This window comes from Vibrio harveyi (genome assembly GCF_030060435.1).
Taxonomy (GTDB): Bacteria; Pseudomonadota; Gammaproteobacteria; order Enterobacterales; family Vibrionaceae; genus Vibrio; species Vibrio harveyi.
In genome coordinates this window covers 21,337-36,909 of the sequence record NZ_CP125875.1, presented here as the reverse complement: position 1 = coordinate 36,909, position 15,573 = coordinate 21,337, and the positions used below count along the sequence as shown (strand labels likewise).

Genomic DNA, 15,573 nt, shown 5'->3' with positions numbered 1-15,573 from the left:
CTTACCTACATGAAAATTGGGTCGGTTTTACCAGAAGCATCCCCTTCACCTAGGGTCATCACTTCATCCAAACTAACAATACCTTGCAATGCCAGTTCCATCGCTGAAGCAAGTAGTGGCTTGTAATTCTCGGAACGTCTCGCTGCTTGAGCGAACCCTACCGCGTCATTAGCACGCAGCTTGTCCATCATTTCATTCTCTAGCTCAAGCATTTCGAACACACCGATTCGACCTCGATAGCCCGTCAAGTTACAGTTTTGACAACCCGCACCTTTGTGGAAAGTGGTGCCGACTTGATTCGGGAAGCGACCAGCCAACCATTGCTGGCGCGATTCATCCAATACATCCGTGGTTTTACAGTCGGGACAAACACGACGAACCAGACGCTGAGCAACCACAGCACGGACCGCACTCGCAACTAGATAACCAGGCGCACCCATATCAATCATACGTAGCGCACTGTCTACTGCGTCGTTTGTGTGTAACGTACTTAACACTAAGTGACCAGTCAGTGCAGCGCGTAAACCAATCTCTACTGTTTCTTGGTCACGCATCTCACCAACGAGGATGATGTCCGGGTCCTGACGCAGGAAGGTACGTAGCACGCGAGAAAACGTTAGGTCGATCTTACTGTTGATCTGAACCTGAGTAATACGTGGTAGGCGATATTCCACCGGGTCTTCTGCAGTGATGATCTTCTTACCCGGTTCATTCAACTCACTCAGCGCGCCATAAAGCGTGGTGGTTTTACCAGAACCTGTCGGTCCCGTAACCAAAATCATACCGTGAGGACGAGAAAGCTGTCGCCGTAAGCGAGCAAGCAGTTCTGGAGGTAGGCCAGAGTCTTCAAGTTTGCGCAAACCAGAAGATTGGTTGAGCAAACGCATCACCACCGACTCACCGTATTGCGTTGGTAGTGTCGACATACGAATATCGATCGATTGACCACGAACTTTGATATTAAAGCGACCATCTTGTGGCAAACGCTTTTCAGAAATATCTAAGTGCGCCATCAGTTTAAGGCGCAGAACCAGCGCAGAGGCAATGTTAACTTCATTTAGAAGCGTCTCGTGCAATACACCATCAACACGTTGACGTAAGCGAAGCACTTTGTCATCAGGCTCGATGTGAATATCTGACGCGCCGACTTGCACCGCATCTTCAAACATCGAGTTAACCAGTTTTACGACGGTAACTTCTTCACTATCACCTTCATCAATACCATAGTCAAAGCCTTCAACGTCTTGGTGCTCAGCCTGAAGCTGCTCAGCAAACGAGGCGATTTCTTTTGTACGACGGTAGTAACGGTCAAAGCTTTCGACTAACTGACGTTCTGGCGCAATGATGAACTCTAGGTCATATTCACCAAGCAAGTTCATCAGGGATTCTTGAGTAAACAAGTCCGCAGGGTCACTCATTGCAACGCGTAGCGTGTCACCGTTTCGAGCAACGACCATGGCACGCAAGCGCCGCGCGTGCACTTCGGGCAAAACTTGTACAGCATCGGCATCAATCGGGGCTCGGCTCAAATCAATCAATGGCAAACCGAGCTGCTGAGATAAGAACTCCAGCATCTGCTTTTCGCTGATAAAACCAAGGTCAATCAACGCATCACCCAGTTTTTGTCCTGTGCTGTGCTGAGCACTCAATGCTTGCTGAATTTGTTCTTCAGAGACAATCCCCTCTTCAACAAGTAGATCACCCAAGCGCTTTCTCAACTGAATTTTCATTGCGCGTTCTCCAGTTGTTTTAAGATGTTCAAACGGTCACGAATAAATGCCTGAGACTGATTCGAAATACCCACTTTCCCCAAAGCTTGTTGATAAGCGGCAATAGCAGCCGAAAAATCCAATGCTCGCTCTTGCTGAATACCTAAACCAAGCCACCAGCGCGCGTTGTCAGGTTCGCGCTGCGTCAGCAGTTGGTAGCTTTCTAGAGCAATTTGGTTTTGTTTTTGCTTTTGTGCCAAAGCGGCACGCATCGCTAGATAATCACGGCTTGGTGCAGGAGGCAGATGCACTAGAGGGCTCAGCGCCGCTTCTGGTTGATCTGCTTTCACCAATAACTTTGATAACGCTAAGCGAAGTGACTGGTTATTCGTATCTAGCGAGATACCAGCTTGTAGGATTTCGTAGGCTTTGCGCGTGTCACCTTTGCCAAAATATAATGCGGCTAGCTTTTGACGAGCTTCAAGGTTCGTTGGTTGGTAACGAAGTGCTTCATTAAAAGATGATAATGCGGTTTTCATGTCATTCGCATCCATCGCTTTATCCGCACGTGCCAACGCTTTTTCAGCTAACTCTTGATGGGTCAGTTCTACTTGCTCAATTCTCATCGAATGCTCTTGCTCAACATTCGATGAATTCGTCACATTATTGCTCAGACTCGCCAACAACACTGGCTGCTCGACCGTGCTGCTCACCTCATTACGAGGAACATAATCATCCACCTCTGGCGTTGATTTCGCAGCAGATAATGCGACTTTTACCTTCGGTTTTTCAATTCGTTGCGTGTACACCACATCATTTAATTGTGGCGTTGTCTTACTGGTTGGAGATTGGCTTACTTCAACTACGGGCAAAGGTGGAACATTCTCCATATTAGTCGTTGAAGACGAAACTGTTGCAATCTCTTCAATAGGAGCGGGACCTTGAGATACCGCCCAGCCACCGACAGCTAAGCTCAACGAAAAGCCCCCCACAAGCCATAGCCATGGTTTGCTTCGAGAAATACTCGGGATCTCTGCCTTGGTTAGTTCCGAAGGCGATTCTTTTTCAGCAAGTTCTGATAATGCTTTATTGATGGCACTCAAGGCTGACTCCATCCCCAAAATACGGGAGATTTAAACTTAGGTTTACGTGCGTCAAAAGTGTCATGCATGGCAACGTAAACATGATGATTTTTCAAAAGCGTACAACGGTCATTGAACGCAGTAAGTAAAGCTTTATGGCTGATCTGATTAATCAATCTCGGGATGCCCATCGCCGAGCGCCAAATGGCTTTCTTTTGTTCAATAGAGAAGATATGCGCCCCATTACCCGCTTTATCTAGACGATTGTTGATGTAGGCAACGCCCTCTTCGATCGAGAGAGGACGCAGTTGGCAACTGAACGTAATGCGTTGACGAAATTGGCGCAATTCGTGAGTCTCTAATCGCTCATCTAATTCGGGCTGACCAAACAAGACCAATTGAATCAGCTTATCTTGTTCCGTTTCCAAGTTGCCAAACAAGCGCAAGGTTTCTAACGCCTCAGAAGACAGAGCTTGTGCTTCATCAACAATCAGTACCGTTTTTTTCCCTGACACGTGGACTTGGATCAGCCGCTCTTGGATCAGTGAAACGACTTTAAGTGGATCAGTATCTTCAATCCCAAGCTCTCTGGCCACAGCAAACTGCAATTGCTCACCACTTAGAACCGGATTTGGCAAATAAACTAATTCGACTTGTGATTCAATTTGCTCAATCAGTTTTCGGCACACCATGGTTTTACCCGTGCCCACTTCACCTGTTATTTTGATGACCCCTTCCCCCATTTTGACGGCTGCCATAATGGTCTGAATCGCCTCATAATGAGGTACCAACCCCAGAAACATTTCTGTATTTGGGGTTAGTGAGAAAGGTTGAACTCGAAATCCAAAATGCGACAGATACATACTCGAATTACAACACCACGTTAAACAGAGACTTCCTAACGCCAATTACTCAGCGTCAGGGAACCACTCTTGCAGTAAATCACGTGAGCGCTCTAGCTCTTTCTGCCATGTATTTACGCCCACAACTGTTGGTTTCAAAAGAATGACGAGTTCTGTTTTCTGCGATACGTTATTGATAGTTCGGAACAAGTTACCAAGTGCAGGCACATCACCTAGGAACGGTACTTTTGACACTTGCTCGATATTTTGCTGTTTCATCAAGCCGCCAATAACCACCACATCGCCATCTTTTGCGCGAATCACTGAGTCAGATTCTCGAATCGAGCTTTTTGCCAGCGGGAGTTGAACGTTGTTGAAGTCACCACCAAGGTTTAGCTTCTTAATCTCTTCTTCCACTTCAATTACGGCAGGGTGAACATGCAGGAATACGTTACCTTTGTTGTCAATCTGTGGCGTAACATCTAGAGAGATCCCTGAGAAGAAAGGCGTCAACTCAACTTCAGGAACCGCATTAGAGTTTTCACCATTACCCGCATTACTAGAAAGTTCGGTTACAAAGTATTCGTCGGTACCGACTTTAATAACTGATTTCTGGTTATTTGCTGCGGTAATACGTGGGCTAGAAAGCACGTTCAAGTCGCCCTGCGTCGCCATAAAGTTCATCACGGCTGAGAAGTTACCATCACTGATGGTGATATTAGTTTGCCCACCTAAAAGTGAACCAATCGCATCCAATGGAGGTAGACCACCTGTAGGACCTGGACGGTTGATAACTACGCTACCTGAATTACCAATAGAAGCAGTCATATTCGACCAGTTGATACCTTGCTGGTAACCATCACTTAGCGTCACCTCTAAAATCTTCGCTTCTAGGATAACTTGGCGCTGCATACGCTCCTGAGAAACGCCCAAGAACTCACGAACTTCACGAATTTCATCAGGGAAAGCACGTAAGGTGATCACACCCGCTTGTGGCGTAACAACAACACTTTGGCCTTGACCTGAGCCAATTAGGTTTGCAACGGCTTGTTGCAGCATCGGCCAAAAATCACTTTCGGTGATGGTTTCAATGCGTGTACCGCCAGTCGATGTGGTTGAGCTATCACCGTTGTTGTTATTTGAATCAGAAGAATCTGAATCGTCAGAACTGCCACCAGAGCTAGAAGTGCCCGCAGATGTCACAGACCCTGTCACGATACTGGTCAGTGAGCGGCCAGAACGTTTGAACTGAAGATAATCAACAGGAATGGTCACTGTGCGCATACCAGCAGGATAAACCTGAATCACTTTGCCTGATTTCACAACATCGTAGCCATACATGTCTTGTACAACGTTGAGCACTTCATCTAGGGTGACGTCGGAAAGGTTAACGGTGATGTTGCCTTGCACTGCTGGGTGGATAGCCACACTGTATTCAGTTCCTTTCACCAAAGAGGCAAAGAAGCTACGAGCCTCTACTGCGTTCGCTTGGATTCTAAAACGCTTTAAAGTGCCTTGCTCTGAAGACACGCTAGTGTCTAAGTTCGGCATAAGATCGGCTTCTACAGAAGAAGGGATCTCTTCTAGTGCACGGCTATTTGCTTCATTGATAGACTCATTAAGTGCTTGCTTCACTTCCACTGGATCTCGATGACCCATAGAACAACCCATTAAGGAAGCAACCACGATTCCTACAACTAATTTGCGCATATCTGATCAGGCTCTGGTTATTATTTTTTTACGTTTAAACCAAAAAGCTCTAGTTTCCACTGACGGTCACCACGCTTTAAAGTTACAAATTCACTGTTGATACTGGCTACACGGTAGCCATTGAGTTTCGCTCCCGGCTCAACAATACGGTTATTCAAAATCGCCACGCATTGAGTATTTGGTTTACATACAATACTGTTCAGTGTTGGCAAGCGATATTGTTTTGCTTTCGGCTTTGTTTGCTCTGTGACTGGCTTTTGCCAGCCTAATGGTGCTGTTGGGTCTTGGCTTGCCCAGCTATGCCCAGCAACAACTGTCAGCATTAGGGAGATTATGATCTGCTTAACCACCAATAAACTCCTCTCGTGAACCTAAGGTGTAAACTTCCAGTACAAGTTTTGCTTTTGGATATTCTTCCACGTTGTAGCTAAAGCTTCGCCAGTAGTAACTCGCTGGTAAACCTTCTAATTTCGTCAGATAGTTAGCAATTGAAAAGTAATCGCCAGTCAGCTCCATGCGCACAGGGTGTACGTAATAACCCGAGTATTGCGACGCTTCTTTGTCTTCTGTAATTGGTTCAGCAGGTAAAGTTTGTAGAGATACCAAATGAATACCACTTTGCTGCTCTAAGACACTCTCCAACAAACTTGCCATTTGCGAAGGAGTAATCAAATGTTCGATGATCTCTGAAAGTTGCATTGAAAGGTGTTGGCTTTCCATAAGCAATTGAGAGATAGCTTGATCAATTTCCGCGTTCGGATCTTTTTTCAACTGCGCTTGAATACGTAAGATCTCGATTTCTGTCTGTTGATTCGTCTGTTTTAAGTTACGTAGCTGCTTATCGTTACTCGTAACCTCATTCAGTTTTGGCTCCAAGACCAAAGTGAAAAGCAACATCACTACCGTCACTAAACCACACAGTGCGATGAGTACTTTTTCACGCCCGCTCATTTCATCGAAGCGCTCTTCTAACGAGGACCAAAACTCATTCATTTCTCTTTGTCTCCGCGCGTCTTCAATTCAAAGGTCACGATGTTGTCTTCATTACGTCCGATTTTTACGTCATCAAACGTGCGCCCTACAAGGCTAATTTCATTTTTGAACTGGCTTACCCAATTCGGAACTGCGCTTGGCGATCTCGCCAAACCTTGGAGATCTAAAGTCGATGCATCAATACGAATTGCAGACAAAGAAATATTGTTGCTGCCCAACTTGGCTAAAGCCTGCATTACGCCAGAATAGCCTGTACGTTGTGAATCATCGTACTTACCAACGGCTTTTAATGAGTCACGCTTCGCTTTTACTTCACGCTCTAAACGCGCTTTGGCCGCGATCTTATTGGTGTCTGGCTGATGCTTACGTAATTTGGCTTGTTGGTGTTGAAGTTCTGACTTCATGATATCGCCCTTGCTTTTCACAATCGCAATTTCATCTTCTACACCTTGGCTTTGCCAAGTCACATAACCGTAAGAAACAAAGATCAACGCAGCCGCAACACCCCAAGAAATAGCAACGTTTTTGAGGGTTAATAAATTCTTCTTCGGTTTAAGGAAGTCTGGATAAAGATTGACACGTCGCTCACTGGACGTAGCTAACGCCGTATCTGCCAATACATGACCAGATAGCTCGTGTTCTTCAGTAAGCAGCGGAGAGACTTTGGTGCTTAAGCGGTAGTTAAGCGATTCCACCAGTTCTTGTTCATCTTCATCGTCACAACACACCTTCAGTTGGTGCAACTGAACATGACGCAGTTGAGAAGAGAGGTAATCGATTGAACGCTGTAGCTCTAGCGACAAGCTATCCATTTGCAAGTCACTCGAAGGTACGCCCGTTAGTGGTGGCGTTACACTGCGAATAGAACGGTGGAAAGCGATAGTATGATCAACGAATGCGCTGATACGGAAGTGTCCGCGTGCGCTGCGTTGTAGCAATAAGAAATTACCAAGTTCACCTGAGGTATCACCCCAGATGTCATCTTCAGGAATAATCGCTTCAAGGCTCAGTTGAACTCGACTCGCAAGCAGTACAATCTTATCGAGAATTTTGCGAGAAAGAACATAAGCTTGGACTTTATTCGAGTTTGGTAGCTCTACTGCATCGGCAATAATGTCAATAGCACGCTCAGATATCAGCTCTTTTAACAAAAACGGCAACGCCGATGGCCACTCATTGCGAGGCATAGCAGGCTTGTCGATTTGGTACATCTGATAGTAGTTGTGAGCTAACACAACCGTTAACGAATCATAAGAGCTTGCAGCTACACTTAATGCCTGTTCACAGGCACGTTCCCAATTTGATTCTGAGATCTCAAATTTAGATGGTCGGCTGCTTTTCGTCGGTGATGATAAATAAACTGCGTCTGGCTGAATAACCAAAAAGCAAGTGCGACCACCGACCGATGATCGCTTGAGCTTGTCGAGTACTGCTTTAAAATCCATGATTATTATCTTTATTTTTTTCGCCAGCGATTTCTTCGTCCCAGTTTAACTTGGGATTCAGATTGAGAAGTCGGCGCCGGTGTAGAACGAGGAAGGTACTGCTCTTCAGAAGAGAAGTAACGCCCTTGCCCACCGTGAACACCCAACTCATTAAGCGTGTTCAACTCGTGCTTATTCTCAATACCCACTGCTATTATTTTTGTTTTGCTGTTTGCGGCCGCACCCAACATACTGCGAACAAACAACTGGTTTTCATGTCTCTGATCGATCTTTGTTACCAAGCTGCGATGAAGCTTGAGATAACGAATGTCTACTTCTTTTAAGTAATGCGTGCTGACAATGGTACGTCCGGCCTGCCCAATCATTACGTAGCATTCTAAACCGGACAGCATTTTAGCGACTGGTCGCATAAAGTCTAAGTGTCTTACAAATTGTGCTTCCACAAACTCAAAAATGAGACACTTTCTTTGCTCCCGTGACAATTGTAAGAGTTCATCACGGAACCACTTGAAATATTCTCGCTGCCCAAAAGGCACAACATGAAGATTAAGCACATATTGCTTAGAGCTATCAAAGTTGTGTTTAAAGTCTTTTAAGAATGTACCAATAACGGCGCGATCCATTTGCGCTTCATAGCCGACTTGACGAACGGCAGAAATAAAACGAGAAGCTTTAACAATGCCATTTTCCGGATCGCGAATCCGACATGTTAACTCTTCGTGCAATGGTTTTTTATGCGCCACATCACTTATTGAATAGGCTGATTGTGCGTAGAGTATCACATTTTCAGACGTGAGTGCTGTGTCAAATAGCGTACGCCATCTCACACTGCCTCGTGCTTCTTCATCATGATTCCACTTTTTAAAACGGCTCCAATTATTGTTGTTCTGCAATTGGGCACTACGCAATGCGGTTTCTGCTTCATCAATGATTTGGCTATGACGCTCTCCTTCTTTGTACATGGTGATTCCGATATGACACCAGTTATCAGAATCCAATGGATAAGGAGGATGGAGTTTTTCTAATTGACGAATACATTGAGACGCCAAGTTTGCGACATCTTTCGCTGCTTGGTGAGGTAAGAAAAGTGCAAAGTCAGCATCGTAGTAACGAGAAAATACGACATCGGGATAACGTTGAACTAAATTGGACAGCAAACTACCAATCTCAACGATAAATTCATCGCAAGTTTGTTTGTCCTGTTCTTCTTCTACAGATTTCCAGTCTTGAACTCGTATCAGCATCACTGCGCCACGAGCCCCACTTTCTAACAGCGCCGATTCAAGCTTACTATCAAACAAAACTCGGTTTGCTGTACCAGTTAACTTATCGAGGAAAGTTTGAGTACGAATAAAGGTATCAAAGCGACTGCGCTCTTGGCGGGCATCTTGCAGCTCTTCAATTAATACATCCAATGCTTCGCTTGCCGTGTATGGCCATTCTCGCTCATCACCTTTCGCGTATTGCTCAACCCGCCCAGCTAAGATCATACGACCGCGCTCTTCGAGCATTTCAGAGCCAGCAAGTTGTTCTTTGAGCCATGCAACACCACGCATCAAGCAGAAGATGATCAAGATGACCGCGAGCGTAATCGACCACAAAGCTTGCATTGAATAGCCGTAGCCTAAATAAGGAGGAATAGCCTTAAAGTAGATGACATAGTCTTGGTTGTGAGTGAGCTGAAACTCATGCTCAAACAACATGGAACTGTCTATCTTGTGGGAGGTGTCTTTGAAGCGGTATACGACGGCGTTATTCGTCGAGAGCGTCATCTCAACAATGTTACTTGCCTGTAGCATCTTTGGCATCCAACGCTGCATGGAATATGCTGCGTCAGGGTCTTCCATCTCTTTATCAACCACTTCAACGATCCCTTCCAAATAATGGTTGAGATACTCTTGCCCTAGTCGCTTAAAAGAGAGGGTGCCGCCGACAAACAAGATAAACATTGCGCAAATGACGATCATGGTGACAAAAGCCACCAGCCGCGTGCTTAGCTTAAGAGTTGGGGTATACCTCATGAATACCAAATTCCTTTTCTATTCATCATATACCTTGTTGAAATGTTTATACTTGATAAGCGTTCAGTAAACAATCGCATTCGTATGAATGTGAGAAGCTGAGGCGGAAAGAAACAAGGCATCATTCGATATTTGAGAGTTGCTGCCTTTTTGTGGCGATACGGAAATAATGTGAACCACAATGACAGAACATAACGGGAATAAAAAAGCCGCGAAATTCGCGGCCTTTTAAATTCAATATCAATTAGATTTTAGAACGGGATATCGTCGTCAAAATCCATTGGCGGCTCGTTATATTGCGGCTGTTGTTGCTGCGGAGCCTGTTGTTGCTGTTGCTGAGGAGCGTTGTATTGCTGCTGTTGAGCCGGTTGTTGAGGTTGACCCCAGCCGCCTTGTTGCTGCTGTTGTTGACCGCCACCCATTGGAGCGCCACCTTGAGCACGACCGCCAAGCATTTGCATTACGCCATTGAAGCCTTGAACAACCACTTCTGTTGAGTAGCGATCTTGACCACTTTGGTCTTGCCATTTACGAGTTTGAAGTTGACCTTCAACGTAAACTTGAGAACCTTTACGTAGGTACTCACCCGCTACTTCAGCAAGCTTGCCGAATAACACAACACGGTGCCATTCTGTTTTTTCGCGCTGTTCGCCAGTCGCTTTATCACGCCATGACTCAGAAGTTGCAATCGTGATGTTTGCTACTGCACCGCCATTAGGCATGTAACGAATTTCAGGGTCGTTACCTAGATTCCCCACCAAAATAACTTTGTTAATTCCACGGCTGGCCATGATGTGCTCCGTTTCACTCTGGATCTATATATAAAATTTTAGCGCATAAGAATACACGCTTTGGTGTTTTGATTAAAGCCTAATCCCATTGTGTTCTGAGATTAGAAATTGTGGAATCAAAATCTCACTCCAACCTCTAGGCGTAGCATTTTTGATTCGTTTTGCAGATATCGTTTCGCGAACCTTTGAATCTCAACGCATTTCCTCTCTAACGCTATAGCTCCAAATTGTGATTGATGACACCGTATTTGCGTTTTTGACCTCATGGAACTTCACTCAAGGAGATTAGGGCGCGTGAAAAAATCAGCTTATGCGAGAAAATTGTTTTTAATCAGTATGGAAGACGACGCAGAGAAAAAAGTCGAAGCGCTCGTGAAATACACTGATATTGATATCCCTGTCATCTCCACACAAGCACTGATGGAAGCCAATCCAAAGCATCGCAATAAAATCCTGTTGATTGACTTTAGTGAACATAAAACACTCGTACAATCGATCAAAAACTTGCCTTTAATTTGGAAGAATTTTGAAACGGTCATATTCAATGTTCCTAAACGCTTAACCACCGATGAGTTGTTGTCTTTTGGGCAACTAAAAGGCGTATTTTATCAGGAAGACTCTCTAGAGCAGGTAGGTGAAGGCTTGAGAGAAATCGTGAATGGTCAGAACTGGTTGCCAAGAAATGTCACTAGTCAATTGCTTCACTATTATCGCAATGTCCTCAGCACGCACACCGCCCCAGCAACCGTGGACTTAACCATCCGTGAGTTGCAAGTTTTACGTTGTCTTCAGGCAGGAGCATCTAACAATCAAATGGCAGAAGAATTGTTCGTCAGCGAATTCACCATTAAATCTCACCTTTATCAGATATTCAAAAAGCTCTCCGTAAAGAATCGCGTTCAAGCTATCGCTTGGGCAGACCAAAACCTGTTGTCATAAATCAGATGAACAACACAATTTCGCTCATACAGTGATGGCTCATGCTTATTTAGGCTCAAATTGACGTACTTTTTCCTACTTAATTCATGATTCATATGCATCTCTCGTGTTAAAGTGATGCCCAGATTCTTGATTAAAAAATGAGAAAGGATATTCCCCCAATGATTAAAAAATGTCTGTTCCCTGCAGCTGGCTATGGTACGCGCTTCCTCCCAGCGACTAAGTCTATGCCTAAAGAAATGATGCCTGTAGTGAACAAGCCACTGATTGAGTACGGTGTAGAAGAAGCCATCCAAGCTGGCATGAATGGCATGTGCATCGTAACAGGTCGTGGTAAGCACTCAATCATGGACCACTTCGATAAAAACTACGAACTGGAACACCAAATCAGCGGAACAAACAAAGAAGAACTATTGGTTGATATCCGTGAAATCATTGACTCTGCAAACTTCACTTACATCCGCCAGCGTGAGATGAAAGGTCTAGGTCACGCAATCCTTACTGGTCGCGAATTGGTCGGTGATGAACCATTTGCAGTAGTACTTGCCGATGACCTTTGTGTGAACGAGCAGGAAGGCGTGTTGGCTCAAATGGTGGCGCTATTCAAACAGTTTCGTTGTTCAATCGTTGCTGTTCAGGAAGTACCAGAAGAAGAAACTCATAAATACGGCGTAATCTCTGGTGAGATGATTAAAGATGACATCTACCGCGTAGACGACATGGTTGAGAAACCAGAACAAGGTACTGCGCCAAGTAATCTAGCGATCATCGGTCGTTACATCCTAACTCCAGACATTTTCGAACTGATCGAAAACACGGAACCGGGTAAAGGCGGCGAAATCCAAATTACTGACGCACTGCTTAAGCAAGCAAAAGCAGGTTGTGTATTGGCGTACAAATTTAAAGGTCAACGTTTCGACTGTGGTAGCGTAGAAGGTTACATCGAAGCCACAAACTACTGCTTCGAAAACCTATACCTAAAAGACGAAAAAAAGTCTGAGCTAGGTAAACACGCAACGAAGAAAGAAGTGTAAATAACTCAAACTTACTGATTCTAAAGCCCAGCTTAATGCTGGGCTTTCTTTTACTGTTTTTTTGTCCAGTATTTTCTTTGCACATTTCTCACACTATGTAATACTTGCGTCACTTGGTTATACATAGAGCAAAAACGATGGATAAAATAGAAGTTCGTGGTGCCCGCACCCATAACCTCAAAGACATCAACCTCACTATCCCCCGCGATAAACTGATTGTCATTACTGGTTTGAGTGGTTCTGGTAAATCCTCTCTCGCATTCGATACTTTGTATGCTGAAGGTCAAAGACGTTACGTCGAATCCTTATCAGCTTACGCACGCCAGTTTTTGTCTCTTATGGAAAAACCAGATGTTGACCACATAGAAGGTTTGTCTCCTGCAATCTCGATTGAGCAGAAATCAACATCACATAACCCACGCTCTACTGTTGGTACTATTACTGAGGTGTACGACTACCTGCGTCTGCTTTACGCACGCGTTGGTGAACCTCGTTGTCCAACACACCATACGCCTCTAGCAGCACAAACCATCAGCCAAATGGTCGATAAAGTCTTAGAGTTGCCAGAAGGCAGCAAAATGATGCTACTTGCTCCTATCGTGAAAGAGCGTAAAGGTGAGCACGTTAAGACACTGGAGAACCTAGCAGCTCAAGGTTTCATCCGCGCACGTATCGATGGTGAAACTTGCGATCTTTCTGATCCACCGCCGCTAGAACTACACAAGAAACACACTATTGAAGTAGTTGTGGACCGCTTTAAAGTTCGCCCAGATTTGCAGCAACGTTTAGCTGAATCCTTCGAAACCACGCTAGAGCTTTCTGGTGGTATTGCGGTTGTGGCACCAATGGACGGCGAGGGCGAAGAAGTGATCTTCTCAGCCAACTTTGCTTGTCCAATTTGTGGCTACAGCATGCAAGAACTTGAGCCTCGCTTGTTCTCTTTCAACAACCCTGCTGGCGCGTGTGGCACCTGTGATGGTTTGGGCGTGCAGCAATATTTTGATCCAAGCCGAGTCATTCAAGATGAAACGCTGAGTTTGGCACAAGGCGCGATTCGCGGTTGGGATCAAAAGAACTACTATTACTTCCAGATGTTGACAGCGCTGGCGGATCATTACGGCTTCGATCTTCACGCACCATTTAACTCTCTACCAAAGAAAACCCAAGACATCATTCTTAAAGGCTCGGGGCGTACTGAAGTAGAGTTCAAGTACATTAACGATCGTGGTGACATTCGCGTTAAGCGCCATCCTTTTGAAGGGATCCTGAACACACTTGAACGCCGTTACCGCGATACTGAATCTAACTCGGTACGTGAAGAGCTTGCGAAATACATCTCTACGAAGTCTTGCTCAAGCTGTGGCGGTACTCGTCTACGCCTTGAAGCTCGTAACGTCTTTATCGCCGATACGACACTACCGGAGATTGTTGAACTCAGCATCGCCGACGCATTGGAATTCTTCCACTCATTGCAACTAGAAGGTCAACGCGCCCAAATCGCTGAAAAAGTGATGAAGGAAATCAACGACCGCTTGCAGTTCTTAGTTAACGTGGGTTTGAACTACCTCAACTTATCGCGCAGCGCGGAAACCCTATCGGGTGGTGAAGCTCAACGTATTCGTTTAGCAAGCCAAATTGGTGCTGGTTTAGTGGGCGTCATGTATGTTCTAGATGAGCCATCGATTGGTCTCCACCAGCGTGATAACGAACGCCTATTGAAAACCCTAACCCACTTAAGAGATTTGGGTAACACAGTATTAGTGGTTGAGCACGATGAAGATGCGATTCGTTGCGCTGATCACGTGATCGATATCGGTCCAGGCGCAGGTGTACACGGTGGTAACGTGGTCGCTGAAGGTACGATGGACGAGATTATCGCCAATCCGAACTCACTGACTGGTCAGTACCTCAGTGGCGCGAAAGAGATTGCGGTACCAAAAGAGCGTACGCCACGCGATCCAAAGAAAACCGTTGAACTACTTGGCGCGACAGGTAACAACTTAAAGAATGTCGATCTTTCCGTTCCTGTTGGCTTGTTCAGTTGTATCACCGGTGTATCCGGTTCAGGTAAGTCGACTCTGATCAACGATACCTTCTTTAAGATTGCCCATACTCAATTAAACGGTGCAACAACGGCGCATCCTTCACCATACAAAGCGATAAAAGGTTTAGAGCACTTCGATAAAGTTATCGACATTGACCAAAGCCCTATCGGTCGCACACCACGTTCAAACCCTGCCACTTACACAGGCATATTTACTCCGATTCGTGAACTGTTTGCGGGTACGCAAGAGTCGCGCTCTCGCGGGTACAAACCGGGGCGCTTTAGCTTTAACGTTCGTGGTGGTCGCTGTGAAGCCTGTCAGGGCGACGGCGTAATCAAAGTGGAAATGCACTTCTTACCTGACGTTTACGTTCCTTGTGATGTGTGTAAAGGTAAACGCTACAACCGCGAAACACTTGAGGTTCGTTACAAAGGCAAGACCATTGATGAAGTACTAGAAATGACGGTAGAAGATGCACGTACTTTCTTCGACCCAGTGCCAGCGATTGCTCGTAAGCTGCAAACGCTAATGGATGTTGGTTTGTCTTACATTCGCTTAGGTCAAGCAGCAACTACGTTGTCAGGTGGTGAAGCTCAGCGTGTGAAACTGGCTCGAGAGCTGTCTAAGCGTGATACTGGTAAAACCTTATACATTTTGGATGAGCCGACAACCGGTCTGCACTTCCACGATATCCAGCAGCTACTAACTGTACTGCACCGTCTGCGAGACCACGGAAATACCGTTGTCGTCATTGAGCACAACCTCGATGTAATTAAGACGGCAGACTGGATTATCGACTTAGGTCCCGAAGGCGGACAAGGCGGCGGTGAGATCATCGCACAAGGAACGCCTGAAGATGTGTCTCAGATCGAAGGTTCGCACACAGCTCGCTTCCTTAAGCCTATGTTGAAGTAGAAAAAACAGGTAAAGTACAAAGACCAGCCAATGCTGGTCTTTTTTCA

The 15,573-nt window shown here is 45.5% G+C and carries 12 protein-coding genes; 3 read left to right on the top strand and 9 right to left on the bottom strand.

Going from position 1 to position 15,573, the window contains the following annotated elements; all coding sequences use genetic code 11:
* Window positions 1–5: 5 nt before the first annotated feature.
* The 9 genes from mshE to QMY49_RS00090 form a co-directional block, all read right to left on the bottom strand.
* Window positions 6–1,730 (bottom strand): MSHA fimbrial ATPase MshE, encoded by a 1,725-nt coding sequence (gene mshE, locus QMY49_RS00130; protein ID WP_005444338.1) that lies wholly within the window; start codon window positions 1,728–1,730, stop codon window positions 6–8.
* Complete coding sequence (locus tag QMY49_RS00125) at window positions 1,727–2,824, bottom strand: tetratricopeptide repeat protein (RefSeq protein ID WP_074050848.1); 1,098 nt, start codon at window positions 2,822–2,824, stop codon at window positions 1,727–1,729. The genes mshE and QMY49_RS00125 overlap by 4 nt, the downstream gene beginning before the upstream one ends.
* Window positions 2,809–3,654: an ExeA family protein gene (locus tag QMY49_RS00120; protein WP_017187907.1), complete on the bottom strand. Its 846-nt coding sequence runs from the start codon at window positions 3,652–3,654 to the stop codon at window positions 2,809–2,811. Before QMY49_RS00120 ends, QMY49_RS00125 begins: the two co-directional genes overlap by 16 nt.
* 45 nt (window positions 3,655–3,699) lie before the next feature.
* A complete protein-coding gene (gene mshL / locus QMY49_RS00115; RefSeq protein WP_029789687.1) occupies window positions 3,700–5,343 on the bottom strand; it encodes a pilus (MSHA type) biogenesis protein MshL in 1,644 nt (547 codons plus the stop codon).
* Window positions 5,344–5,363: 20 nt separating this feature from the next.
* Window positions 5,364–5,693: a hypothetical protein gene (locus QMY49_RS00110; protein ID WP_009698822.1), complete on the bottom strand. Its 330-nt coding sequence runs from the start codon at window positions 5,691–5,693 to the stop codon at window positions 5,364–5,366.
* A complete protein-coding gene (locus tag QMY49_RS00105) occupies window positions 5,686–6,336 on the bottom strand; it encodes a type II secretion system protein M (protein ID WP_005444327.1) in 651 nt (216 codons plus the stop codon). Before QMY49_RS00105 ends, QMY49_RS00110 begins: the two co-directional genes overlap by 8 nt.
* Window positions 6,333–7,781 (bottom strand): MSHA biogenesis protein MshI, encoded by a 1,449-nt coding sequence (locus QMY49_RS00100; protein ID WP_005444325.1) that lies wholly within the window; start codon window positions 7,779–7,781, stop codon window positions 6,333–6,335. Before QMY49_RS00100 ends, QMY49_RS00105 begins: the two co-directional genes overlap by 4 nt.
* An 11-nt stretch (window positions 7,782–7,792) precedes the next feature.
* Window positions 7,793–9,802: an RNase E specificity factor CsrD gene (csrD, locus tag QMY49_RS00095; RefSeq protein ID WP_009698823.1), complete on the bottom strand. Its 2,010-nt coding sequence runs from the start codon at window positions 9,800–9,802 to the stop codon at window positions 7,793–7,795.
* 251 nt (window positions 9,803–10,053) lie between these two features.
* Complete coding sequence (locus QMY49_RS00090) at window positions 10,054–10,593, bottom strand: single-stranded DNA-binding protein (RefSeq protein ID WP_005444320.1); 540 nt, start codon at window positions 10,591–10,593, stop codon at window positions 10,054–10,056.
* A gap of 294 nt (window positions 10,594–10,887) precedes the next feature.
* On the opposite strand from QMY49_RS00090, the gene QMY49_RS00085 reads away from it, so the two are divergent.
* The 3 genes from QMY49_RS00085 to uvrA all read left to right on the top strand — a co-directional run bounded on the left by QMY49_RS00085 (window position 10,888) and on the right by uvrA (window position 15,526).
* Window positions 10,888–11,532, top strand: a complete 645-nt coding sequence (locus QMY49_RS00085; protein ID WP_009698824.1) for a LuxR C-terminal-related transcriptional regulator — start codon at window positions 10,888–10,890, stop codon at window positions 11,530–11,532.
* 161 nt (window positions 11,533–11,693) lie between these two features.
* A complete protein-coding gene (gene galU, locus QMY49_RS00080; RefSeq protein ID WP_005444317.1) occupies window positions 11,694–12,566 on the top strand; it encodes a UTP--glucose-1-phosphate uridylyltransferase GalU in 873 nt (290 codons plus the stop codon).
* Window positions 12,567–12,703: 137 nt separating this feature from the next.
* Window positions 12,704–15,526, top strand: coding sequence for an excinuclease ABC subunit UvrA (gene uvrA / locus QMY49_RS00075; protein WP_009698825.1), 2,823 nt, complete (start codon window positions 12,704–12,706; stop codon window positions 15,524–15,526).
* The last annotated feature ends 47 nt before the right edge of the window (window positions 15,527–15,573 follow it).

What these genes read in the sequence shown, in the direction of transcription:
- mshE (WP_005444338.1), bottom strand. Translation starts at nt 1,730, where the DNA reads ATGAAAATTCAGTTGAGAAAGCGCTTGGGTGATCTACTTGTTGAAGAG.
- QMY49_RS00125 (WP_074050848.1), bottom strand. Translation starts at nt 2,824, where the DNA reads ATGGAGTCAGCCTTGAGTGCCATCAATAAAGCATTATCAGAACTTGCT.
- QMY49_RS00120 (WP_017187907.1), bottom strand. Translation starts at nt 3,654, where the DNA reads ATGTATCTGTCGCATTTTGGATTTCGAGTTCAACCTTTCTCACTAACC.
- mshL (WP_029789687.1), bottom strand. Translation starts at nt 5,343, where the DNA reads ATGCGCAAATTAGTTGTAGGAATCGTGGTTGCTTCCTTAATGGGTTGT.
- QMY49_RS00105 (WP_005444327.1), bottom strand. Translation starts at nt 6,336, where the DNA reads ATGAATGAGTTTTGGTCCTCGTTAGAAGAGCGCTTCGATGAAATGAGC.
- QMY49_RS00100 (WP_005444325.1), bottom strand. Translation starts at nt 7,781, where the DNA reads ATGGATTTTAAAGCAGTACTCGACAAGCTCAAGCGATCATCGGTCGGT.
- csrD (WP_009698823.1), bottom strand. Translation starts at nt 9,802, where the DNA reads ATGAGGTATACCCCAACTCTTAAGCTAAGCACGCGGCTGGTGGCTTTT.
- QMY49_RS00090 (WP_005444320.1), bottom strand. Translation starts at nt 10,593, where the DNA reads ATGGCCAGCCGTGGAATTAACAAAGTTATTTTGGTGGGGAATCTAGGT.
- galU (WP_005444317.1), top strand. Translation starts at nt 11,694, where the DNA reads ATGATTAAAAAATGTCTGTTCCCTGCAGCTGGCTATGGTACGCGCTTC.
- uvrA (WP_009698825.1), top strand. Translation starts at nt 12,704, where the DNA reads ATGGATAAAATAGAAGTTCGTGGTGCCCGCACCCATAACCTCAAAGAC.